The following is a 23,133-nucleotide window of genomic DNA, read 5'->3' as shown; positions in this document are numbered from 1 at the left end:
TTATGTTATCACTGAAGGAAAACAGCGAAGCTCTGGGGAATTTCTCGGAGCAGCTAGATATTGAAGGTCGTAGTTTATGGCAAGATGCTCGTCGTCGTTTTATGCACAATAAAGCCGCGATCACGAGCCTTGTATTGCTTTTCTTTATTATATTATTTGTTATTTTTGCCCCCATGTTATCACCATTTCTTTATGACGATACTGATTGGGAAATGATGTCAATGGCACCTGATTTTGCCTCTTCTCACTATTTTGGTACTGACTCATCGGGTCGTGACTTATTAGTCCGTGTTGCGATTGGTGGACGTATTTCATTAATGGTGGGTATTGCAGCAGCCTTTGTTGCGGTCATTGTTGGCACACTTTATGGCGCAATGGCAGGTTATATTGGTGGGCGTGTTGACTCAATAATGATGCGCTTACTCGAAATATTAAACTCATTCCCATTTATGTTCTTTGTTATCTTACTGGTGACATTTTTTGGTCAAAATATCCTACTGATTTTTGTTGCTATCGGCATGGTGTCTTGGCTTGATATGGCACGTATCGTAAGAGGACAAACTTTAAGTCTAAAACGTAAAGAATTTATTGAAGCTGCGCTGGTATGTGGTGTTTCATCACGCAATATCGTGCTAAGACATATTGTTCCTAACGTATTAGGTGTAGTGGTTGTTTACGCCTCGTTATTAGTGCCTAGCATGATTTTATTCGAATCCTTTTTAAGTTTCTTAGGTTTAGGAACACAAGAGCCATTAAGCAGTTGGGGTGCACTATTAAGTGATGGTGCAAACTCAATGGAAGTTTCTCCTTGGTTGATTCTTTTCCCGGCTTCGTTCTTAGTTGTCACACTGTTTTGCTTTAACTTTATCGGTGATGGCTTACGTGACGCATTAGATCCGAAAGATCGTTAAGGAGAACCAAATGACAAATACAACAAATAAGTCGTTATTAAGTGTTAAAGATCTCAGTGTCACTTTTGGTACCGCTGATGGTGACGTTACGGCAGTGAATAAGCTGAATTTTGAATTATCAGCAGGTGAAACCTTAGGCATTGTTGGTGAATCGGGTTCAGGTAAATCGCAAACAGCTTTTGCTTTGATGGGATTATTAGCGAAAAATGGTCGTACAGCGGGTAGTGCCAATTTTAATGGCCGTGAGATCTTAAATCTTCGTCAAAGCGAATTAAATAAAATGCGCGCTGAAGAAATATCCATGATATTCCAAGATCCAATGACTTCATTAAATCCTTATATGAAAGTCGGCGCACAGCTTATTGAAGTTTTGATGCTGCATAAAGGCATGAGTAAAAATGATGCTTATGCGGAATCAGTTCGTATGTTAGATGCCGTAAAAATGCCTGAAGCACATAAACGAATGAGTATGTACCCTCATGAATTTTCAGGTGGGATGCGTCAACGTGTCATGATTGCAATGGCATTACTGTGTAAGCCTAAACTGTTAATTGCTGATGAGCCGACAACGGCACTTGATGTGACGGTTCAAGCACAAATCATGACACTGCTAAATGAGCTTAAAAATGATTTAAACACCGCAATTATTATGATCACCCATGACTTAGGGGTTGTTGCGGGGATTTGCGATAAAGTATTGGTAATGTATGCAGGGCGCACTATGGAATATGGGAATGCGCGTGATATTTTTTATCAACCCTCACACCCTTATTCTATCGGGTTGCTACAAGCCGTTCCGCGTTTAGACGGTGAAGATGAGCGACTAGCGACTATTCCGGGTAATCCTCCTAACTTATTGCGTTTACCAAAAGGTTGTCCATTCCAACCACGCTGTCAGTATGCAACAGAGCAATGTTTGTCGCATGAGCCTGAATTAGCGCAATTTGCACAAGGGCGATTACGAGCCTGTTTTAAAGCGGTGGAGGAATTGGTATGACGCAGGCCACATTACAAGATAGAAAAGTTATTCTAGAAGTGAATGACTTAAAAGTTTATTTCGATGTTCAAGATAATAAACAGTGGTTTTGGAAAGCGAAAAAAAGCCTCAAAGCCGTTGATGGTGTCACATTGCGTTTATATGAAGGTGAAACATTAGGGGTTGTTGGTGAATCTGGTTGTGGTAAATCGACATTTGCGCGTGCCATTATTGGGTTAGTCAAAGCCTCTGGGGGGACAGTCACTTGGTTAGGCAATGATTTATTGGGAATGGGTAATAAACAATGGCGCGATATTCGCCAAGATATTCAAATGATTTTCCAAGATCCACTGGCTTCCTTAAACCCAAGAATGACGATTGGCGACATTATTGCTGAACCCTTAAAAACCTATCACCCTAAAATGAAACAGGCGCAAGTGGTTGAAAAAGTGAAAGCAATGATGATGCGAGTCGGATTATTGCCAAACTTAATTAACCGTTATCCTCACGAATTTTCAGGAGGACAGTGTCAACGTATCGGTATTGCTCGCGCATTAATTCTAGAGCCTAAATTGGTGATTTGTGATGAGCCCGTTTCTGCATTAGACGTATCAATTCAGGCTCAAGTGGTTAACTTGCTGAAAGATATTCAAAAAGAGATGGGGTTATCGCTGATCTTTATTGCCCACGATCTGGCTGTGGTAAAACATATTTCTGATCGTGTCTTGGTGATGTATTTAGGGCATGCTGTAGAATTAGGAACCTATGATGAAGTTTATCATCATCCATTACACCCTTATACCAAAGCGTTGATGTCAGCAGTGCCTATTCCTGATCCCGATAAAGAGCGTAATAAGCACATTGATTTATTGGAAGGCGAGTTACCTTCACCGATTAATCCACCATCAGGTTGTATATTCCGTACACGTTGCCCAATGGCGGATGAAGAATGTGCAAAAACACGTCCTTTATTAGAGGGAAGTTTCCGCCATGCCGTCTCTTGCTTAAAAGTGGATCCGCTTTAATGTAACTAAATAGTGTTGATAAGATAAGAAGCCCGCTTGAATAAATTCAAGCGGGCTTCTTATTTTTAACATGCAGAATATTGGACATTTATTATTATTTTCTCTTTAACGGATCTTCGATAATATCGGGCATCTTTGGTAAATCTAATTCGCCTTTTTCCATATAGATATCTAAGCCACTTAGCCAATCCGCATATTTTCTTAACTCATCCATTCTTTCTGGGTTTCTACCTATTTCACAATAACCAATAGGTAAATCATAAGTGACTACACGACGAAGAAACAGTGAATTTCTTGGTAATGTACCATGGTCAGTAGGGCGTTGATTATATTCGCGAATACGTGTTCTCATCTCTTCTAAGGTTTCATATTTTGAGGTTGTATTTTTATCTTGAGGATCTAATAGTGGGTTATTCTGGAGTATTTTTCTCTCTTCTGGGGTGAGTTCTACCCAAATACGATGTTGATAAGAATAGAGATCTTTATAGAAGTAATATTCGGCATCTTTTGGAGTGTAGATATCTAATTCATCATCATAAAGAATTCGCCCATAACCTTGACCTAAAGGTATCTCTTTTTTCTGATTATCAGCATTGATATTAATTTCAGGGGCTGGTTTCTCCGCTTTTTTTTCTATTACGGCAAAATCTTCATCAAATGTTGCTAATTCGGCTGGTGTAATAGGGTGAGGCACTTCTGGGGCATTAATATTTAATGACATATTAGCGGAAGGAGCTGGCCATGCGAAGCCTTCTAATGTTTTGGTATTACTGTCCCAGAAAATATTACCGTCACTAAATCGCCCATTTGTATCGGTAAATATTGTGTATGGGTTAGGCTTTTCACCACAAGGCGTATTACGTGCTAACATTCTGATATAGGGCGGATGTTTAAGGCTAAATAGTGGATGGTGAGACGTTTGTCCCTTTTGAGTAATATTAGGAAGTGGACACCAACCAATACTTTCTAATGGTGATGAACCCATTACGCGATCGTGTGGATTACAATAAATATAAAATCGCCCATGATTATCTCTTTCCTTAATCATTTCACCTTTAGCTAATTTTTCCTTATTTTTTTCAATATTTCTTTTATCGCTAATATCAAGTTTTTCTCCCTTATATATGACGACATCAGGAGTCCAACTTTTTTTATCTTCACTCTGCCCAACAATTAGACCTGAATATCCACAAGGGGCTTCTTTCAATCGATTTTTATTTTTTGCAATCTTATCAATGATTTCTTTAAGTGTGGCTTCTCGATGTGCTTGATTAATGTTTTCATTGTAAACATAAGAGTAACTATTTAAGAAATTATCTTCTGTGGCATAAGGAGAATTTAAAACAAACAAACTATCAGGGGGGGCAATTGCTGCTGCGGCTAACGCTATCATGGTACCTTGGCTGTGTGAAATGACGGTAACGGTATCATAAGGATAATCTTTACGTATTTTCCCGACTAAATTGGCTAACCGTTTTACAGCATGAGCATAATAATGGCGAGGAGGTGACTTTGTTAATAACCTATCTGTTTCAGGGTTAAAGGCTTGTACACTAAAAGGGATAGGGGTGGGGATGACGGTCCATAACATCGCGAGATTGCTAAAGCCACTTTTACTCCATAAACTGACTAAATTATTGCATCCATTTTGAAATGGCCCACCGCCCCAGAAAAAAGGACCTTTATGTTTAATTTTTTCATTAATAAAGAGGCGTTTTTTACGGTAAGGCAAGGAATGGTATTCTTGTACAGTATTGTATTTTTTTATATCTTCAAGGGTCCAATATCTTTCATCTTTATGACTGTATTCGGGCTCTAATATCTCACTGACTAAGCGATGATAGCTTTCTCCTGCTTTATTTTTTAATGGAATACAATATTGGCCTAAATCGTCATCAGTTGCACGATATCCCCAATAAAAACGGATCACGGGGGAATTACCCAACTCGGTTAAGGTTCGAATAGGCTCTTCATAAACATAGTGGCTATTATCATAATTTTTTTCATCTAAAATAAACTTAGATTGGTAATATTTATTCCTTTCCAACTCATAAGCTGTACCAGTAAGATTCAGTCTTTCATTAAGTCCTTTGCACAGTTCTCGTTCAGCATCGTCATACCACTCTCCTTCTGAATTAACTCCATGAACAAAAATAATAATTCCGGGTAAATGAGGTTTAGCATGGATTTCTGCCCCAATATTGGTCGCATGGGTGATAGAACGCCATTCTTGACTGCCATCAAGGCATTCTTTAGGTTTTAGCCAACGGGTTGGTTTGCTGTTACTCATCATTTTTCTGCCTGTGAAATAGGATAAATAGAAGGGGCGTTGCAATCAAAACGGGTTTGACCTGAAGGGGTTTTTAGTGTTGGAGAGGGAGATTCTTTATCCCCGACACTACTATGAACATAATTTGAATCGGTGGGATCAAAATAAAATTTTCGCCACCAAGGTTTAGCTAATTCATCATTAGCTTCTCGGCGACTGACAGCGGTTTCTCCTAAATAAAATCCCTCATCAGTGACGATGATATCGAAAAAAGAAGAGTAGTAACCAGGGTGGTCAGTGTGAATACCAAATCCCCCATTTGTGGGCCTAAAGTTTTTTTCCACCATCAAGGGTGACAAGAATCGCGTTAACACAACCTGTTTTTGTTCCTGCGCAACGACTGGTTACACGACTCAATACCCCCGGAAAAGCAAAAGCATCGTCGCGCTCGGTTGCCCAGATTAAACGCCCTTGATAACGGCAAGCTGAAGAACGGATAATCTCTTGGTGGATACCTTTTTGAGTATTGTTGTAATACGTCGAGCCACTGCGCCTTTCATTATATTTCTCCAAGGTAAAAAAGCGGTGGTCATCAATACGATAAATGACAGTGGGAGGGCCATAACTTTTAATCTCTTCGGCTATTAAACGTTGTTGCTCGGCGCTATCTTGTTCCGCTTTGATAGCGGCTTTTTCTTTTAATGATAAGCAACCGGTTAATAGCGTGGCACTCAAAATAAACAGTAAGGGAAGTTTCAGTTGATGTAATAACATGGGGTGTCCTTTCTGTGATGCTGATTTATTTATATGTGCATCTGCCGATGTTTTATGACTGTAAAATGGTTTTTCATATAGAGCTCCCCACCATTTTGGCTATGTGGGTGATAGAACGCCATTCTTGACTGCCATCAAGGCATTCTTTAGGTTTTAGCCAACGGGTTGGTTTGCTGTTACTCATCATTTTTCTGCCTGTGAAATAGGATAAATAGAAGGGGCGTTGCAATCAAAACGGGTTTGACCTGAAGGGGTTTTTAGTGTTGGAGAGGGAGATTCTTTATCCCCGACACTACTATGAACATAATTTGAATCGGTGGGATCAAAATAAATGACACGCCACCAAGGGTCAGCTAATTCATCGTTAGTTTTCCGCCGACTGACGGTTGTTTTTCCTAAATAAAATCCCTCATCAGTGACGATGATATCGAAAAAAGAAGAGTAGTAACCAGGGTGGTCAGTGTGAATACCAAACCCCCCATTTGTGGGCCTAAAGTTTTCTCCACCATCAAGAGTGACAAGAATCGCGTTAACACAACCCCATTTAGTGCCTGCACATTGATCTGTTTTTCGGCTCAGTACTGCAGGGAATACTAAGGCATCATCGCGCTCAGTTGCCCAGATTAGACGACCTTGGTATAAGCAAGCTGATCCATATAATATTTCTTGATGGATATTATTTTTTGTATTGTTGTAATAGGTGATCCCTTCTCGCCTTTCATTATATTTCTCCAAGGTAAAAAAGCGGTGGTCATCAATACGATAAATGACAGTGGGAGGGCCATAACTTTTAATCTCTTCGGCTATTAAACGTTGTTGCTCGGCGCTATCTTGTTCCGCTTTGATAGCGGCTTTTTCTTTTAATGATAAGCAACCGGTTAATAGCGTGGCACTCAAAATAAACAGTAAGGGAAGTTTCAGTTGATGTAATAACATGGGGTGTCCTTTTCGTGATGCTGATTTGTTTATATGTGCATCTGCCGATGTTTTATGACTGTAAAATTAATCACGGTATCTATAAAAAATTATGATTTATAACATCATGCTAATTCAATAATATTGCTGTCCTTGGCGGTTATAACCATGTTTTATAAATGATAAAAATATAATTTATTAATTATTAAAGTAATAAAGCTAATTTATTATTTTTTGAAGTGGAAGTTATATTTTTATTAGATAATTTTAGTTATAGCAAGCAAGATGCTAATTATCAATGTGTTGACTTTATTATTAAGACGGAATTCGCAAAAACAAATTCTTACTTTAGTAGTCATACGTAATTAAATTGATCTTATTAACATTTAATAGGTTTAATTAAAATAATAAAAATAGCGAATGCACAGGTGTTTTTATTTTAAATTATATTAACTATTGATAACGTAATGGAATATTAGTTGAAAACTAAAAATAAATAAAACTGATACTATTTCATAGTCTTATTATCAGACTAAATCCAGCTTTTAGCTCTAAAGGCTTTTGATTTAGTTACATTGGGTCGATTTTTTGCATCTCGAAATAACTTTGTGGTTTGTATCACTGTGTCATATTTTCAATGTGATAGTTTATTATTGAACATCCATTGGCATTCTGTTTATTTTTCGGGGAAATGATGAAAAAAAGTGTAATATCTATTTTAGTCAGCACAGGTGTATTACTGTCATCAATAGCAGTGGCAAATACCACAGGCTCAGAAATCCTTGCTGTACAATCAGGGGGAACACCCAATAAGGTGTATCAAAATAATAAACCAACACTGAAAGTTGCTACCTATAATATCGGCAAAAATGAAGTTTCAGCAGATGTCACCAATTTTGACAAGCTTAACCAAGCAATCAAAAATATCGATGCTGATGTCATAGTAGTGACGGAAGTTGATAATAAAACGGCACGTAGTAAAAATATTAACCAGCTTGAAGAGTTAGCAAAAGCTAATAATCTACAGTTTGCTTTTGGCAAAGCACTTGATTTTGATGGTGGACAATATGGTGTCGGTATTCTATCTAAATATAAAATTGATAAATCACAAGTCGTTAATCTGCCTTCCGGTGATGCAGAACAACGCATTGTTTTATTATCACAAATTACGAAACCAGGGTTTGATTCACCGATTATTATTATGGGAACACATCTTGATTGGCAAAAAGATCCCACGATTCGTATCGGTCAAGTAAGACATATTTTAGATGCTGCAATTGGTGATACTGAGACAGGCTTTGATAATATTTCAACATCAATAAAAATATTAGCGGGTGATTTTAACTCTACCGCTAATGAACAGCCCATCCAAGAAATTAACTATTTTTGGAACCCTGTTGAAAAGCCAAATAGTGATAAACGTACATGGCCTGCAATTAATCCAGCTATAGATATTGACCATATATTTACGTTTAAAGGTCAAGTGTGGGATATCAAAAATATGGACATCCCACAAGATTCAGCAACATTTAAATGGTCAGACGCAAGTGATCATCTTCCTGTTATTGCAGAACTAGAGTTACAAGAACAGTAATAAATAAAAATGCCCTTGATAGTATTTTCAAGGGCATTATTTTCATCAACGGCTAATTAAGCGTTAAATCAGGCTAAATCCAACCTTTAGCTCTAAAGGCTTTTAATGTAGTGACGAAATAGCTCATCTCTTCGGGTGTGCCTAATGTTAAACGGCTCCAACCAAAAGCAGGCGGAAATTCACGACCGACCATAATGTTCGCGTCTTTCATTCTATTTTGATAGGTTTTTACATCACCTTTAACTTTATGGAATATAAAGTTTGCATGAGAAGGCGCGTATTCAATATCCAGCTCTTTTAATGCATCTACTACCATCTGACGAGAAACATCAATCGACTTACGGCTATATTCCACATAGGCTTTATCTTTTAATGATGCGAGCGCAGCCACCGCACCTGCTGTATTGGTATTATCAATGGAAACAAACACATCAACTTCTGAAATAACGTCAGGTACGGCAACACCATAACCGACACGAAGTCCAGCTAAGGCATAAATTTTTGAGAAAGTACGCGCAACAATCAGGTTTTTATAGCCTTCAGCTACTAGCGCAATAGCACTGGTAAATTCAGGTGTTGAAACAAATTCTGCATAAGCTTCATCAATAATAAAAAAGACATTTTCTTTAGCCGATTTTATCCAATGGGTTAACGCTGCCGTTGGTGTCAACATTGCTGTTGGATTGTTTGGGTTACACAAATACACCATGCTAATACCATCAAACTCTTGCGCTTTTTTTTGCATGGTAGCTAAATCAAAAGCCATAGTGCTATCAACAGGAACTTTAACGATTTTTACCCCTAAAGGTTCTGCATAAAGCTCGGCATAGTTAAATGTTGGATCAGGAACAATAAGTTGAACCGCTTTACCCTCTTTTTGAGCTTTGTTGGCCACAAATTGAACGGCTGCTTGAATTGTCTCAGATGAACCATTACCCAAAGTGATATGTTTATCTGAAAGTTTAAATTCTTTCCCTAATTCGCTAATTAATGCGCTACGTGCGTCATCGGGATATCTAAATGCATTAGGTAAAGCATCAATAATGGCAAGCTTTGCTTTTTGTGACATGCCTAATGAGTTTTCATTAAAGTTAAGTAATAGCGGATTTTCTGCGTTAAAAACCAATTTATTTTTTAGTGTTTCATTGGCATAAGCAGAGCTAACAAAGGAACTTAATGAAAGCCCCCCAATCACTAAACTTGATGATGTTAAGAATGAACGACGATTCATGTGATGTTTCCCAAGTAAATTATTCTATGTTTTATTAGTTCACATAGATTACTAAAAAACAGACCAAAGTAAATATGTATGCGTAAAAAATAGTTATTTATTCAATCTTTTTTTTAAAGGGATAAATCAGAAATACGGTTTTATTTTTGCGAAAACAACATTATAACGATTGTTCATCAACCTTTTTTGAACTCTTTTCAGCTTCAGCAATTATCCAGTTTTTAAACTTTTCCTGTTTAGAATCAGGGGTGATTTCTATTGGTGAAAGTAGATAATAACTTGAGTTATCTTTTACAAATCCATTTATGGCAACTAATTGCTGATTATGTAATTCATCTTGTACCATGAGAAAAGAGGCAATTGTTGCTCCCAATCCTGCTAATGTTGCTTGAATAGCCAGATAAAAATGCTCATATTCACTGGTTTTTGTATAGTTTGATACAACTCCTGAGTATTGAAACCAATCTTGCCAAGCTTGAGGCCGTGACAATGTTATTAACTGTTTATTTGAGTGATGAAGATTATTCGGTTTTATGACAGCACCTATTTTTTCATCACAAATTTTGGTTGCATAAATATTCTTGCTCCAAAAAAAATCATCTCGTCGAAATGCTAAATCAACACCTTCTTTATTAAAGTCAATCGCACCACCCGCGGCAACTAAGTGCAACGTGATTTCAGGATGTAATGCATAAAAATGAGAAAGTCGCGGGATTAGCCATTTCATGGCAATAGTAGGTTCGCATGAAACGACTAACACGGGGTTATTTAAAGGAGTGCGCAGATGGGTGACGGTTTCTTCAAGTTGTTCAAATATCGCTGACGTTGTTTTATATAAATACTGACCTGCTTCATTTAAATAAACTGCACGATTACGACGTTCAAATAAAGCAATGCCTAATTCATCTTCTAATAAGCGTATTTGTCGGCTTACTGCACTGTGTGTAACATGAAGTTGCTCCGCAGCACTGACAAAGCTACCTGTTTGTGCCGCACTATTAAAAAAACGTAAGGATGTTAAAGAAGGCATTTTCATAAAAGTAAGCCATAAAGTGAGTAATAAAATAGACGATGAAAAATTACAGATATACTGCAAGATAAATCGCTTTTTATTTTTAGTCAAATTAGCAAAATAAAGTGGTTACGGTGGGTTAAATAGGTTTTTTATTTAAATAAAAGCTTATTTTATGTCACTTTTTATTACTTATAATTAACTCAAATGTGAGAGTAAGGAAAGAAATGAGTGAGCTAATTGCTGTTGCAATGATCACGGTATTGGCTGTGATTAGTCCTGGCCCTGATTTTGCTATGGTGACAAAAAATAGTTATTCCTATGGTGTGAGAGTTGGGCTGATTACAGCAATTGGCATTGCTATTGGTGTTCAGATTCATGTCTTTTATACTGTATTTGGTGTTTCTTTTATTATTACAGAGTCTCCAACACTTTTTTTTATAATGAAGTTATTAGGAGTGGGGTATTTAATTTATTTAGGCTTTAAGTCATTAACGAATAAAACACAATTGACGATTGAAAATGCGGTAAATTCGGCTCCTAGTGTGTTTCAGGCATTACGTGTTGGTTTTTTAACGAATGCATTAAATCCTAAAACAATGTTATTTGTTATTGCGTTGTATACACAAGTGGCTAACTTGAGTAATCCACTCTGGGTAAATCTTTCTTATGGTATGTTTATCTCTGTTGCTCATTGGATTTGGTTTAGTTGTGTTGCATTATTTTTCTCCACACCTTTATTACGCACAAAAATACTTTCGCATCAAAAAATGGCAGATAAAATTATTGGCGTGTTATTAATTCTTTTAGGTATTGGGTTGCTGTTTATTTCAGTGAAGTAGAAAATTAATCAAATAAAAAGGAGATCAGATAACGATCTCCTTTTCTTTATTTTTAATTACTATTTAGTTTGACTCAGGAAAAGTTAATGTCGATCCTGGAGCTTCACGGCTAAGATGAATAAAATTCAAGTGTTTTTCATATTGGTCTAAAATATCAGTAATTACCTGCTCTTTGGTGTAATCCATTAAGTCATTTCCTTGGGTTCCTTCCCATAAATAGGTCTCTAAGCGGTAATAATCTGATTTACCTCGACGAGCACGATAAGTGAATGCAGGTACTGAATATTTTTGTGGCCAAATTTGATAAATAAAATTCTGTTCTTGGTCAAGATCGACCACAAGCTCTAAATGATGTAAACGTTCATTATCTTCAATTGGATAATAATTGAATTCGACTTTCGCTCCACGTAATAAGAGCTCTTTAGTCACATCTTGCATTGCTGGCATACAGGTTAAATCTAACATGCGCTGTGTATAGGTCGTTCCAGGGAAATTCATAACCCGCCCTAAACGCTGTTTCCAATTCATCGTAGCATTACCATAAAGTGGTGCTGGCGCATTGGTATTTAGCGAACTAACTCGTCTAAAATCTTCGACTTTTAATGATTTATAAAGTCCGGCCATAATAAAGAAAATAACAAAGCTAAAGGGCAATCCCATTATTATGGTCGTGTTTTGTAAGGCAGAAATACCATCTGCCATTAACATACCTAACGTTAATAAACCAATAGCAATAGACCAGAAAATGCGAAGCCAATTGGGCGCATCGTTATTAACATGGCTTAATTGAGAGGTAAAATTGCCTAATACTAATGAACCAGAGTCGGCAGAAGTAACATAAAATAATAATCCAGTAATTGTGGCGACCGAAGCCGTTAAACTAAAACCAGGATAAAGTTCTAATAATGAATAAAATCCTTTTTCAGGAGCTTCTAATACTGTTTGTGCGAGTGCTTTATTACCATGGATCACTTCATATAAAGCGCTATTACCAAAAATGGATAACCATAGCAGTGTAAAAACAAAGGGAATAATTAAAGTGCCTATGACGAATTGTCGAATTGTTCGTCCTCTTGAAATACGTGCTAAAAAGAGCCCAACAAAAGGTGACCATGCAACCCACCAAGCCCAGAAAAACAGTGTCCAGCTATTCATCCAATCTGTTGGTCTATCAAATGCAAAGCTATTTAACGTCATGCCTAAAAAACGATTAGTATAATCACCGACATTTAATACCAGTGCATTTAATAAAAACTCAGTATCACCCGCAAATAAGATAAATAAAATAAGCCCCAATGCGAGTAATACATTCAGTTCAGATAAAATCCTGATCCCTTTGTTAACGCCCGATGTTGCAGAAATAACGGCCATAATAACAGATAATAGAATTAATCCGCCTTGAACGCCCAATCCTTGGGGCAAATCAAAAAGAACTTTTAGCCCATAATTAAGTTGTACAACGCCAATACCTAACGTTGTTGCAATACCAAAAATGGTGCCTAATACCGCGGCAATATCAACCGTATGACCAATTGGGCCATAAATACGATTTCCAAAGATAGGATAAAGTGCAGAGCGTATGGTTAATGGCAAATTGTAACGATAGCTAAAATAGCCCAAAGCGATACCAATAAGTGCATACATAGACCAGCCCGTCAGGCCATAGTGGAATAAAGTCCACACCATCGACTGACGGGCTGCTTCTATTGTTTCACCTTCGCCGGTTGGCGGTAACATATATTGTGTAATGGGCTCTGCTACAGAGAAAAACATCAAATCAATCCCAATACCTGCTGCAAATAACATCGCAGACCAACTTAAAACACTAAATTCAGGTTTCGATTGTTCTGGCCCTAATTTGATATTTCCAAAACGAGATGTGGCAACAAAAATAACAAAAACAATGTATAACGTTGCCGCTAATAGATAGTACCAACCAAAGGTTTTTGATACCCATCCCAGTGTTGCCACAATCCATGTATTTGCTGTTTCTGTCATCAAAATAGTGAAAAAAGAAAACGCTAAAATCAGCGTTGCTGAAGCGAAAAAAACGACAGAATTTAGCTTATCTTTCTGTGGTTTTTTTGTGCTGTTAAGAGTTGTCATCAGAAATTCCAAAAATTTATTTATCTAAAGTTAAAAGTTGCATTCTTTGTTAACTAATTGAATTAGTTGCAAAGATTCAAATTTTCACGATGTCCTCCCATATTGAAATGTAAATTAATTGTGATAAACAATAGTTAATATTGATTGAATGTTCAATTAAAAAAACGTTTAATGAATGTGTTCAATGTATTTTTTAGGTCTTTAAAACATGCCGAAGATAGGAATGCAGTCGATACGTAAACAGCAATTAATCCAAGCGACGTTAGCAGTTATTAATGAGGTTGGAATGCAAGAGGCGAGCATCGCATTGATAGCTCGAAAAGCCGGTGTTTCTAACGGCATTATTAGTCACTACTTTCGTGATAAAAATGGATTGTTGGAAGCTGCCATGCGCCATATCCAGTATCAATTGGGTTTTGCGGTGGCGATACGTTTAAGAATGTTAAGCGATGCAACACCTAAGCTACGAATTCAAGCCATTGTTGAAGGTAACTTTGATACCACTCAAACCAGTGAAGCAGCAATGAAAACATGGTTAGCATTTTGGGCAAGTAGTATGCATCAGCCTAATTTGAATCGTCTACAAAAGGTCAATGATAGAAGGCTTTATTCCAATTTAAGTTACGAGTTTGGGCGCGTTCTTACTAAAGATCAAGCACGTTTAGCTGCAAAAGGTTTAGCTGCATTAATAGATGGTTTATGGCTAAGAAGCGCATTAAGTAACGCACCATTTTCTCTTGAAGAGGCCAAAATCATTACTAATGAATATATCGATATGCAACTTACAAACCGGAGTCAAATAAAGACTTAACAAACTAATAATAAAGGAGAAAATATGCCAAACCCGCCGTTACATAAGCTCTATATTCATGGTGGATATGTTGATTGTGCACAACCGGAGTGTGAACAATTTGAAGCGATTAATCCAGCTAATGGCGAAGTGATTGCACATTTACAATCAGCAAGTGAAGAAGATATCAATTGGGCCGTTGAGAGTGCGAAACAAGGGCAAAAAATTTGGTGTGCTATGACCGCAATGGAACGTTCTCGAATTTTACGACGCGCTGTTGATATTTTACGTGAACGTAATGATGAATTGGCTCATTTAGAAACCTTAGATACAGGCAAACCGCTATCTGAAACACGTTATGTCGATATTGTGACGGGCGCTGATGTTTTAGAGTATTACGCCGGTCTTATTCCTGCACTTGAAGGAGAGCAAATTCCGCTTAGGGAGACCGCTTTTGCTTATACTCGCCGTGAACCATTGGGAATTGTTGCCGGTATCGGTGCTTGGAATTACCCCATTCAAATAGCGTTATGGAAATCTGCGCCTGCACTTGCTGCAGGTAATGCCATGATCTTTAAACCAAGTGAAATGACTTCATTAACAGCATTAAAACTTGCTGAAATATATACAGAGGCAGGATTGCCAAAGGGTGTTTTTAACGTTGTTACAGGAAAAGCTAATGTAGGGCAATGGTTAACACAGCATCCTGATATTGCGAAAGTTTCTTTTACTGGTGGAATTGAAACGGGTAAAAAGGTGATGGTAAATGCTTCTGCTTCAAGTTTAAAAGAAGTAACCATGGAGCTTGGTGGGAAATCGCCTTTAATTATTTTTGATGATGCAGATTTAGATACTGCCGCTGATATTGCGATGATGGCGAATTTTTATAGTTCAGGGCAGGTGTGCACCAATGGTACTCGAGTTTTTGTTCCCGAAAGATTAAAACCTGCATTTGAAGCGAAAATTATAGAGCGCGTATCACGTATTAGGATCGGCTCTCCTCTTGAAATGGACACCAATTTTGGTCCACTGGTCAGTTTTCCTCATCTTGAAAAAGTCTTGAATTATATTGAGTTAGGCAAAACTCAAGGAGCCAGATTACTTTATGGTGGTCATCGTTTGTTAGAAGGCAATTTTTCTCAAGGTGCTTATGTTGCACCTACGGTTTTCACGGATTGCAACGATGATATGAATATCACGCGAGATGAAATCTTCGGCCCTGTGATGAGTATTCTTAGTTATCAAACGGAAGAAGAAGTAATTTTACGTGCAAATAATAGTGTTTATGGTTTAGCAGCCGGTCTTGTTACCAAAAATCTCACAACAGCTCACCGTGTTATTCACCAATTGGAAGCAGGAATTTGTTGGATTAATACATGGGGTGAATCTCCCGCTGAAATGCCCGTTGGTGGCTATAAACATTCTGGGGTGGGACGTGAAAATGGGCTTGTTACACTACAGAATTATACTCAAATAAAATCTATTCAAGTTGAACTTGGGGAGTTTTCATCCGTTTTTTAATCCATTCTTTTTTAATGACTGAAACAGAGGAGATAACAATGGGCTATGACTACATTATTATCGGTGCTGGTTCAGCCGGTAACGTTCTTGCTACCCGCTTGACAGAAGATCCTGAAGTTACTGTGCTGCTCCTTGAAGCTGGAGGTCCGGACTACAGGTTCGATTTTCGTACACAAATGCCAGCGGCATTAGCTTATCCGTTACAAGGTAGGCGATATAATTGGGCTTATGAAACAGAGCCTGAACCACATATGAATAACCGACGCATGGAATGTGGTCGTGGGAAAGGGCTTGGTGGATCATCATTAATTAATGGTATGTGCTATATCCGTGGTAATGCGATGGACTTTGATGGTTGGGCTAAATTACCCGGTCTTGAAGAGTGGGATTACTTAAGCTGTTTACCTTATTTTCGTAAGGCAGAAAATCGCGATATTGGCGCCAATGATTATCATGGTGATAAAGGCCCTGTAAGTGTGACTACGCCGAAAAAAGGCAATAATATTTTATTTCAAGCAATGATTGAGGCGGGTATACAAGCAGGATACCCAAGAACGATTGATCTTAACGGCTACCAGCAAGAGGGCTTTGGTCCGATGGATAGAACCGTCACACCTAAAGGTCGTCGAGCAAGTACAGCAAGAGGCTATCTTGATCAAGTAAAAGTGCGTAAAAACTTGACGATTGAGACACATGCAACGACCGATATTATTGAGTTTGAAGGTAAAAAAGCCGTGAGTGTCCGTTATTTCTCAGGAGAAAATACCACGCCTCATCGTGTCAAAGCCAATCGAGAAGTATTACTTTGCGCAGGCGCAATTGCATCGCCCCAAATTTTGCAACGTTCTGGTATTGGGCCTGAAAAAGTATTAAATGAATTTAATATTCAACCAGTACATGTACTACCCGGTGTTGGGGAAAATCTGCAAGATCACTTAGAAATGTATTTACAGTATGAATGTAAAAAGCCCGTTTCACTTTATCCTGCTTTAAAATGGTATAACCAACCTAAGATTGGCGCGCAATGGCTGTTCCAAGGAACAGGGATCGGTGCAAGCAATCAATTTGAAGCAGGGGGATTTATTCGCTCTAGCGAAAAGTTTGCGTGGCCTAATATTCAATTTCACTTTCTGCCTGTTGCTATTAATTATAATGGAACCAATGCGGTAGAAGTGCATGGTTTCCAAGCTCATGTAGGCTCTATGCGTTCACCAAGTCGAGGACGAGTAAAATTAGCATCTACAGATCCTCATCAACATCCCAATATTTTATTTAATTACATGTCCACTGAACAAGATTGGGAAGAGTTTCGCTCAGCTATCCGTATTACGCGAGAAATAATGGCACAATCGGCATTAGATGCTTATCGTGGTGAAGAAATTAGCCCAGGTAAACATATTCAAAGTGATGAAGAGCTTGATGCTTTTGTCAGAGAACGTGCTGAAACAGCATTTCATCCTTGTGGAACATGTAAAATGGGAACGGATAAAATGGCGGTTGTTGATGGAGATGGTCGAGTACATGGCATAGAAAGCTTAAGAGTTATTGATGCATCTATCATGCCTCTAATAATCACTGGAAATTTGAATGCGACCACGATTATGATTGCTGAAAAGTTAGCTGATAAGGTGAGAGGAATTAAACCTTTATCTAAAAGTCAGGCTAAATATTATGTTGCAGGTGATCAGCCTGTAAGAAAAATAAATCTAAGCTTATAAATCAGGGTAGACAAAAGAGGAGTGTAAATTCCTTTTTTGTCTTTTCATCATTATTTCCTCTTTATTAATATTGAAATTACATAAAAATAATTTATATAAAATCTAAATATTCAGGAGAAAATATGATTAATTTTTATCATAAGTATTTCTAAATAAAATCACTTTATAAAAAAAATTAAAAATAACGAGATAAATTCAAGTAAAACAACGATTTTTTCACCGTTTTTGTGACGGATATCAACTCTCCTTAAGTGAAGCATTCCATTAATTATAATAAACAGATGACGAAAACGTTTGCATAATATTTTTATGTAGATAGAATTCGTCAGATTTTTTTGGCCTGGTGAAATTAATAGGGGGTTAAAGTGTCTCAGGACAACAATTATAGTCAGGGCCCAGTGCCCATATCCGCAAGAAAGGGTGGATTGGCGTTAACCTTTGTGATGTTGGGATTAACGTTTTTTTCAGCCAGTATGTGGACTGGCGGCGCTCTTGGTACTGGTCTTTCCTTTAATGATTTCTTCCTCGCAGTTCTAATTGGTAATCTTCTTCTTGGTATCTACACCGCATTTCTTGGTTTTATTGGCTCAAAAACAGGTCTTACTACTCATCTCCTCGCGCGTTACTCTTTTGGCATTAAAGGTTCTTGGCTTCCCTCATTTTTACTCGGTGGTACTCAGGTTGGTTGGTTTGGTGTGGGTGTGGCAATGTTTGCCATTCCAGTAGGAAAAGCCACTGGTATTGATATCAATCTTCTTATCGCCATTTCCGGCATTTTAATGACCATCACTGTATTCTTCGGTATTTCTGCTCTCACTGTTCTCTCTATCATCGCTGTTCCTGCTATCGCTATTCTCGGAAGTTACTCTGTTTATCTTGCTGTGCATGATATGGGTGGGCTTTCTGCACTAATGGCGGTAAAACCGGCTCAGCCATTAGATTTTAATTTAGCGTTAGCAATGGTTGTTGGATCGTTTATTAGTGCGGGTACACTGACAGCTGATTTTGTTCGCTTTGGACGAAACCCTAAAGTTGCTGTAGTTGTTGCAATTATCGCCTTCTTCTTAGGAAATACCTTGATGTTTGTCTTTGGTGCGGCTGGTGCCGCTTCACTGGGAATGGCAGATATTTCTGATGTGATGATTGCGCAAGGATTATTACTTCCGGCTATCGTAGTGCTAGGTTTAAATATCTGGACAACGAATGACAACGCGTTATATGCATCAGGATTAGGTTTTGCCAATATTACTGGTTTATCAAGTAAAAAACTTTCAGTAATAAACGGTATCATTGGTACGCTATGTGCATTATGGCTTTATAATAACTTTGTCGGTTGGCTTACCTTTTTATCTGCGGCAATTCCACCAGTAGGAGGTGTTATTATTGCAGATTATCTGATGAATAAAGCACGCTATAACACCTTTAATGTTGCTACAATGCAATCGGTTAACTGGGTAGCGCTACTCGCTGTTGCAATTGGCATTATGGCAGGGCATTGGTTACCGGGTATCGTGCCTGTTAATGCCGTGTTGGGGGGAGCAATAAGCTACGCTGTGTTAAATCCAATATTAAATCGTCGTACAGCTCGACAAGCGGAGATAAGTCATGCTGGGTAAAAATATCGAACAAATTAACCATGCTCGCCTAGTTGGAAAAGATGGTTTATGGCGCATTACGCTAAAAAATAACAAAATAGAAGCTATTGAACCGCAACCTGAACATGATTTTCACCCTGATGCCTTAGATGCACAAGGTGGATTGGTTCATGCGCCTTTTGTTGAACCTCATATTCATTTAGATACGACACAAACCGCAGGGCAACCGAACTGGAATCAATCAGGTACGTTATTTGAAGGTATCGAGCGCTGGGCAGAGCGAAAAGCTCTGTTAACACATGATGATGTTAAACAACGTGCATGGCAAACACTGCAATGGCAAATTGCTAATGGTATTCAGCATGTAAGAACACATGTGGATGTTTCGGATGCTTCACTTACAGCATTAAAAGCAATGTTGGAAGTAAAAGAAGAAATTAAACCTTGGGTTGATTTACAAATAGTCGCTTTTCCTCAAGAAGGTATTTTATCTTATCCTAATGGTGAAGCTTTATTAGAAGAAGCATTAAAATTAGGCGCAGATGTTGTTGGTGCAATCCCTCATTTTGAATTTACGCGTGAATATGGTGTTGAATCACTGCATAAAACCTTTGCTTTAGCGCAAAAGTATGATCGTTTAATTGATGTTCATTGTGATGAAATTGATGATGAACAATCGCGCTTTGTTGAAACTGTTGCAGCTTTAGCCCACAAAGAAAATATGGGATCAAGAGTGACTGCAAGTCATACAACCGCAATGCATTCTTATAATGGGGCTTATACTTCACGTTTATTCCGATTATTAAGAATGTCTGGTATTAACTTTGTGGCTAATCCTCTGGTTAATATTCATTTGCAAGGGCGCTTTGATACTTATCCAAAACGTCGTGGTATTACTCGCGTAAAAGAGATGTTAGAAAGTAATATTAATGTCTGCTTTGGTCATGATGATGTTTTTGATCCGTGGTATCCATTAGGTACAGCAAATATGCTTCAAGTTTTACATATGGGGTTACATGTTTGCCAATTAATGGGTTACAGTCAAATTGATAACGGATTACAGTTAATTAGCCATAACAGTGCAAAAACACTCGCTTTAACGGATTATGGTGTTGAAGTAGGAAATGGTGCAAACTTTATTATTTTACCAGCAGATAATGGCTTTGATGCTCTACGTCGCCAAGTCCCTGTACGTTATTCCATTCGCCAAGGTAAAGTGATTGCTCAAACAGAGCCAGCCAAAACAGAAATTATGTTAGATAAACCGACAGCGATTAATTATAAATAATAACCAAATAATTGTAGTAAAAGTCATCTTTATTTAAGATGACTTTTTTATATAGTTAACTTAATGAATTGAACAATAAACAGACATATTGCGCTTGATTATTTTATATTTTTTTTATTTGTATTATTTAACTTAAAAAGCAAAATTTACCTTATGTTCATGAAATGCAATCACTAAACGCAAATAAATATATTTAAATTATTATTATCTCATTTTTGGTGTTTTATATAAAACAAGAATATATTTAATCTATTTGGTTTGCTATAAAATCTATTTAAATAATCTTATTTATAAAAAATAATAAAAGGAGATAGATGTTTATGGCATATCGTTATGATGAAGATCTAGTTTTTCTCTCAGAATGTTCAAATGAAGAATTGAATGACCTTGTTTATTTATTAACACATGATAAAGATGGCGAAAAACGTTGGACAGAAGAGTTAACAAATAATTCTAATTATAAAGCATTTTATCCTAATCATAGTTTATATTGGGAAGAAATCGCTGCTGAAATACAATGTTTTGGTGGTAATACTTTCGCTACCATGTTTAGAGGGGGGAAAGGTGTTTTATATCGAGAAGTATTAACTGATGTCTGTGATAAATTAAAAGTTAATTATAATAAAAATTCTACTATTGAGATTATTGAAAATAATCTTTTGATGAAAATAGTAGCAGACGCACTTGACTCGATGACACCAGAACAAATTAAGCAATTAGGTGGAGAATTAGGTGTAAAAAATACATCAGGCCTAACAGCACAAACACTAACTGCTGGTTTTCAGGCAATATTTAGAGCTGGTGGATTTAAGTCGTATCAGTTAACGGCGATTATTGTAAACCAAATAATGAAAGCTTTAATTGGTCGAGGATTAAGTTTTGCTGCGAATGGCACATTAATGAGAACAATGTCAATTTTAGCAGGACCAGTTGGTTGGGCTATTACAGGAATATGGACGGCAATTGATATTGGTAGTGCTGCTTATCGCGTAACAATTCCTGCCGTAATTCAAGTTGCATTTTTAAGAACACAATCCTCTGCTAAATTAGCGAATGAGATTAGTTTTGATTGAGAAATAATGAATTTTTCAGTTAGAACAACAAATCTATAATACTCTCTGTTTGCTTGTTTAAATATTTATTGAATGAAAATGAATCACTGCTGTATTTATCATTGCAGATTTACTTAGTTCAACTAAAATAAGACACTGTTGGACCCTCTCCGTATTACTGCGGCTGCTATCCCTTTAATCTGAGAGGTTTTTATGTCTACACAAAGAGATCGTGGTTGGCGCCAATGTGTTAACCGCAAAAATAAACATCAAGAAATAGGTTGTTCACGAGTGATGTTTAAACCAGAAAAAAAATGGTCTAATTTATATACCCGATCACTCAAAATGACCAGAGCTGCACAACTAGGAATTGAATACCCAAGAATTTCTCGTAGTCAGCGTCGATTAAATGCGTTATCTGATAGTGAGTAATAATGAATATCTTGTTTATTTGCAGTAAAAACCAATGGCGAAGTCCGACCGCTGAACTATTGTTTGCAGATAGAGAAGGAATTAATACACTTTCAGCTGGGACGCGCAAAGATGCGCGATGTGTTGTTGATAATGAATTGCTAAAATGGGCTGATTTAGTGCTTGTCATGGAATCTAAACATTTAAATAGATTATCTGCACATTTTCCGGCAATCATGCGCTATAAAAAAGCACATGTATTGGGAATACCTGATAATTATCGCTTTAATGATCTGGCATTAATTGAACTCCTTGAACAGAAAGTTCAGTCTTATTTACCGATGGAAGCAAAGCTTTCAACTAAATAATTCATTTATCTTGATAAAAAACGCTCAGCTTAAAGTATAAGACTGAGCGTTTTTTTATATTTGAGAGCCTTGAGTATAAAAAGAATAAGTTAGATTTTTATTTGTTGTATTTATTGATTGTTTTTTCTGATCAAGGATGCTAATTGTGCAAGCTCTTCATCACTTGCGCGTTCAAAATCGTGAGATGAAAGATAACCAGGATATTTATCAAAGAAAATCTTCTGCTTATTTTCAATGGGCGCCCATTTTGTCATATCACCAGTACCATGCATTGGACTAAGTTTACTGTGAACATGATCAACACCAAATCCTTCAAAAAACATGCCTGAGCGAGAAACATCAGGAAATGTTTTATCCAAGATCTTAGCGACTTTTTTGGTTGCAATAACGAGCAAGGCTAAAGCTTCATCGCTTAAATCAAACGCATAACTTGGATAGTGCTTTTTAGGGATAACAACAGTAAAGCCTTTGGTATTAGGAAATATAGAGAGAAAAGCGAGGTGGTGATCATCTTCCCAAATTTTATGGCAAGGTGCTTTTCCCGCAACGATTTGACAGAAAATACAGTTATCCATAGTAATTGCCCCATAATAAAATTACTCGTCATATTTCAAGGTGTAGCGTTGTTGCCGCTACACCTTGAATTATTTGGAGCATCTTCAATAAGTTGTTTACTGTATGTACTCAAATGAAACATTGTGCATAGCTGTATCTTAGTACACCTTAGATCATTTC

The 23,133-nt window shown here is 37.3% G+C and carries 21 protein-coding genes; 13 read left to right on the top strand and 8 right to left on the bottom strand.

The window, feature by feature from the left end; all coding sequences use genetic code 11:
- Window positions 1-2: 2 nt before the first annotated feature.
- From oppC to oppF, 3 genes are read left to right on the top strand one after another with little or no spacing between them, the layout of a single operon-like run.
- Window positions 3-911: an oligopeptide ABC transporter permease OppC gene (gene oppC / locus GTH24_RS10685; protein ID WP_072068288.1), complete on the top strand. Its 909-nt coding sequence runs from the start codon at window positions 3-5 to the stop codon at window positions 909-911.
- A gap of 10 nt (window positions 912-921) precedes the next feature.
- Complete coding sequence (locus tag GTH24_RS10680; protein WP_072068287.1) at window positions 922-1,908, top strand: ABC transporter ATP-binding protein; 987 nt, start codon at window positions 922-924, stop codon at window positions 1,906-1,908.
- Window positions 1,905-2,912: a murein tripeptide/oligopeptide ABC transporter ATP binding protein OppF gene (oppF, locus tag GTH24_RS10675; RefSeq protein WP_072068286.1), complete on the top strand. Its 1,008-nt coding sequence runs from the start codon at window positions 1,905-1,907 to the stop codon at window positions 2,910-2,912. The genes GTH24_RS10680 and oppF overlap by 4 nt, the downstream gene beginning before the upstream one ends.
- A 94-nt stretch (window positions 2,913-3,006) precedes the next feature.
- On the opposite strand, the gene GTH24_RS10670 is transcribed toward oppF, so the two are convergent.
- The 4 genes from GTH24_RS10670 to GTH24_RS10655 all read right to left on the bottom strand — a co-directional run bounded on the left by GTH24_RS10670 (window position 3,007) and on the right by GTH24_RS10655 (window position 6,891).
- The gene (locus GTH24_RS10670) at window positions 3,007-5,202 is read right to left on the bottom strand and encodes a T6SS effector phospholipase Tle3 domain-containing protein (RefSeq protein WP_164526392.1); all 2,196 of its coding nucleotides are present in this window, start codon (window positions 5,200-5,202) and stop codon (window positions 3,007-3,009) included.
- On the bottom strand, window positions 5,202-5,528 hold the full coding sequence (locus GTH24_RS10665) for a hypothetical protein (protein WP_164526391.1): 327 nt from the start codon (window positions 5,526-5,528) through the stop codon (window positions 5,202-5,204). Before GTH24_RS10665 ends, GTH24_RS10670 begins: the two co-directional genes overlap by 1 nt.
- Window positions 5,509-5,955: a T6SS immunity protein Tli3 family protein gene (locus tag GTH24_RS10660; protein ID WP_164526390.1), complete on the bottom strand. Its 447-nt coding sequence runs from the start codon at window positions 5,953-5,955 to the stop codon at window positions 5,509-5,511. The genes GTH24_RS10665 and GTH24_RS10660 overlap by 20 nt, the downstream gene beginning before the upstream one ends.
- A gap of 183 nt (window positions 5,956-6,138) precedes the next feature.
- Window positions 6,139-6,891, bottom strand: a complete 753-nt coding sequence (locus tag GTH24_RS10655) for a T6SS immunity protein Tli3 family protein (protein WP_164526389.1) — start codon at window positions 6,889-6,891, stop codon at window positions 6,139-6,141.
- A gap of 673 nt (window positions 6,892-7,564) precedes the next feature.
- Between GTH24_RS10655 and GTH24_RS10650 the strand changes: the two genes are divergently transcribed.
- Window positions 7,565-8,464 (top strand): endonuclease/exonuclease/phosphatase family protein, encoded by a 900-nt coding sequence (locus GTH24_RS10650; protein WP_164526388.1) that lies wholly within the window; start codon window positions 7,565-7,567, stop codon window positions 8,462-8,464.
- 73 nt (window positions 8,465-8,537) lie between these two features.
- Here the strand turns inward: GTH24_RS10650 and GTH24_RS10645 are convergent, their stop codons facing one another.
- Both GTH24_RS10645 and GTH24_RS10640 read right to left on the bottom strand, forming a co-directional pair.
- Window positions 8,538-9,695 carry a pyridoxal phosphate-dependent aminotransferase gene (locus GTH24_RS10645; RefSeq protein ID WP_164526387.1) on the bottom strand — a complete coding sequence of 386 codons (1,158 nt, stop codon included), beginning with the start codon at window positions 9,693-9,695 and terminating at the stop codon, window positions 8,538-8,540.
- A gap of 160 nt (window positions 9,696-9,855) precedes the next feature.
- Window positions 9,856-10,731 (bottom strand): LysR family transcriptional regulator, encoded by an 876-nt coding sequence (locus tag GTH24_RS10640; RefSeq protein ID WP_072068280.1) that lies wholly within the window; start codon window positions 10,729-10,731, stop codon window positions 9,856-9,858.
- Between the two features lie 203 nt (window positions 10,732-10,934).
- On the opposite strand from GTH24_RS10640, the gene GTH24_RS10635 reads away from it, so the two are divergent.
- Complete coding sequence (locus GTH24_RS10635; protein WP_164526386.1) at window positions 10,935-11,549, top strand: LysE family translocator; 615 nt, start codon at window positions 10,935-10,937, stop codon at window positions 11,547-11,549.
- A 63-nt stretch (window positions 11,550-11,612) separates the two neighbouring features.
- Here the strand turns inward: GTH24_RS10635 and GTH24_RS10630 are convergent, their stop codons facing one another.
- On the bottom strand, window positions 11,613-13,655 hold the full coding sequence (locus tag GTH24_RS10630; protein ID WP_115349865.1) for a choline transporter: 2,043 nt from the start codon (window positions 13,653-13,655) through the stop codon (window positions 11,613-11,615).
- 208 nt (window positions 13,656-13,863) lie between these two features.
- Between GTH24_RS10630 and betI the strand changes: the two genes are divergently transcribed.
- The 8 genes from betI (at window position 13,864) to GTH24_RS10590 (ending at window position 22,398) form a co-directional block, all read left to right on the top strand.
- The gene (gene betI, locus GTH24_RS10625) at window positions 13,864-14,466 is read left to right on the top strand and encodes a transcriptional regulator BetI (RefSeq protein WP_072068279.1); all 603 of its coding nucleotides are present in this window, start codon (window positions 13,864-13,866) and stop codon (window positions 14,464-14,466) included.
- A gap of 24 nt (window positions 14,467-14,490) precedes the next feature.
- Window positions 14,491-15,966, top strand: coding sequence for a betaine-aldehyde dehydrogenase (betB, locus tag GTH24_RS10620; RefSeq protein WP_164526385.1), 1,476 nt, complete (start codon window positions 14,491-14,493; stop codon window positions 15,964-15,966).
- 38 nt (window positions 15,967-16,004) lie between these two features.
- On the top strand, window positions 16,005-17,684 hold the full coding sequence (gene betA / locus GTH24_RS10615; RefSeq protein ID WP_164526384.1) for a choline dehydrogenase: 1,680 nt from the start codon (window positions 16,005-16,007) through the stop codon (window positions 17,682-17,684).
- A gap of 365 nt (window positions 17,685-18,049) precedes the next feature.
- Window positions 18,050-19,300 carry a cytosine permease gene (codB, locus tag GTH24_RS10610; RefSeq protein ID WP_115349861.1) on the top strand — a complete coding sequence of 417 codons (1,251 nt, stop codon included), beginning with the start codon at window positions 18,050-18,052 and terminating at the stop codon, window positions 19,298-19,300.
- The gene (locus tag GTH24_RS10605) at window positions 19,290-20,567 is read left to right on the top strand and encodes a cytosine deaminase (protein ID WP_072068276.1); all 1,278 of its coding nucleotides are present in this window, start codon (window positions 19,290-19,292) and stop codon (window positions 20,565-20,567) included. Before codB ends, GTH24_RS10605 begins: the two co-directional genes overlap by 11 nt.
- Window positions 20,568-20,887: 320 nt before the next feature.
- A complete protein-coding gene (locus GTH24_RS10600; RefSeq protein WP_072068473.1) occupies window positions 20,888-21,640 on the top strand; it encodes a DUF3944 domain-containing protein in 753 nt (250 codons plus the stop codon).
- 192 nt (window positions 21,641-21,832) lie between these two features.
- On the top strand, window positions 21,833-22,051 hold the full coding sequence (locus GTH24_RS10595; protein ID WP_164526383.1) for a hypothetical protein: 219 nt from the start codon (window positions 21,833-21,835) through the stop codon (window positions 22,049-22,051).
- 2 nt (window positions 22,052-22,053) lie between these two features.
- Window positions 22,054-22,398, top strand: coding sequence for a low molecular weight protein tyrosine phosphatase family protein (locus tag GTH24_RS10590; protein ID WP_164526382.1), 345 nt, complete (start codon window positions 22,054-22,056; stop codon window positions 22,396-22,398).
- A gap of 110 nt (window positions 22,399-22,508) precedes the next feature.
- Here the strand turns inward: GTH24_RS10590 and GTH24_RS10585 are convergent, their stop codons facing one another.
- Window positions 22,509-22,973: an HIT family protein gene (locus GTH24_RS10585; RefSeq protein WP_072068274.1), complete on the bottom strand. Its 465-nt coding sequence runs from the start codon at window positions 22,971-22,973 to the stop codon at window positions 22,509-22,511.
- Window positions 22,974-23,133 lie beyond the last annotated feature (160 nt).

The organism is Proteus vulgaris (assembly GCF_011045815.1).
Taxonomy (GTDB): Bacteria; Pseudomonadota; Gammaproteobacteria; order Enterobacterales; family Enterobacteriaceae; genus Proteus; species Proteus vulgaris_B.
Note: the sequence above shows the minus strand (reverse complement) of the source record. Positions and strands in the feature narration are given on the sequence as shown.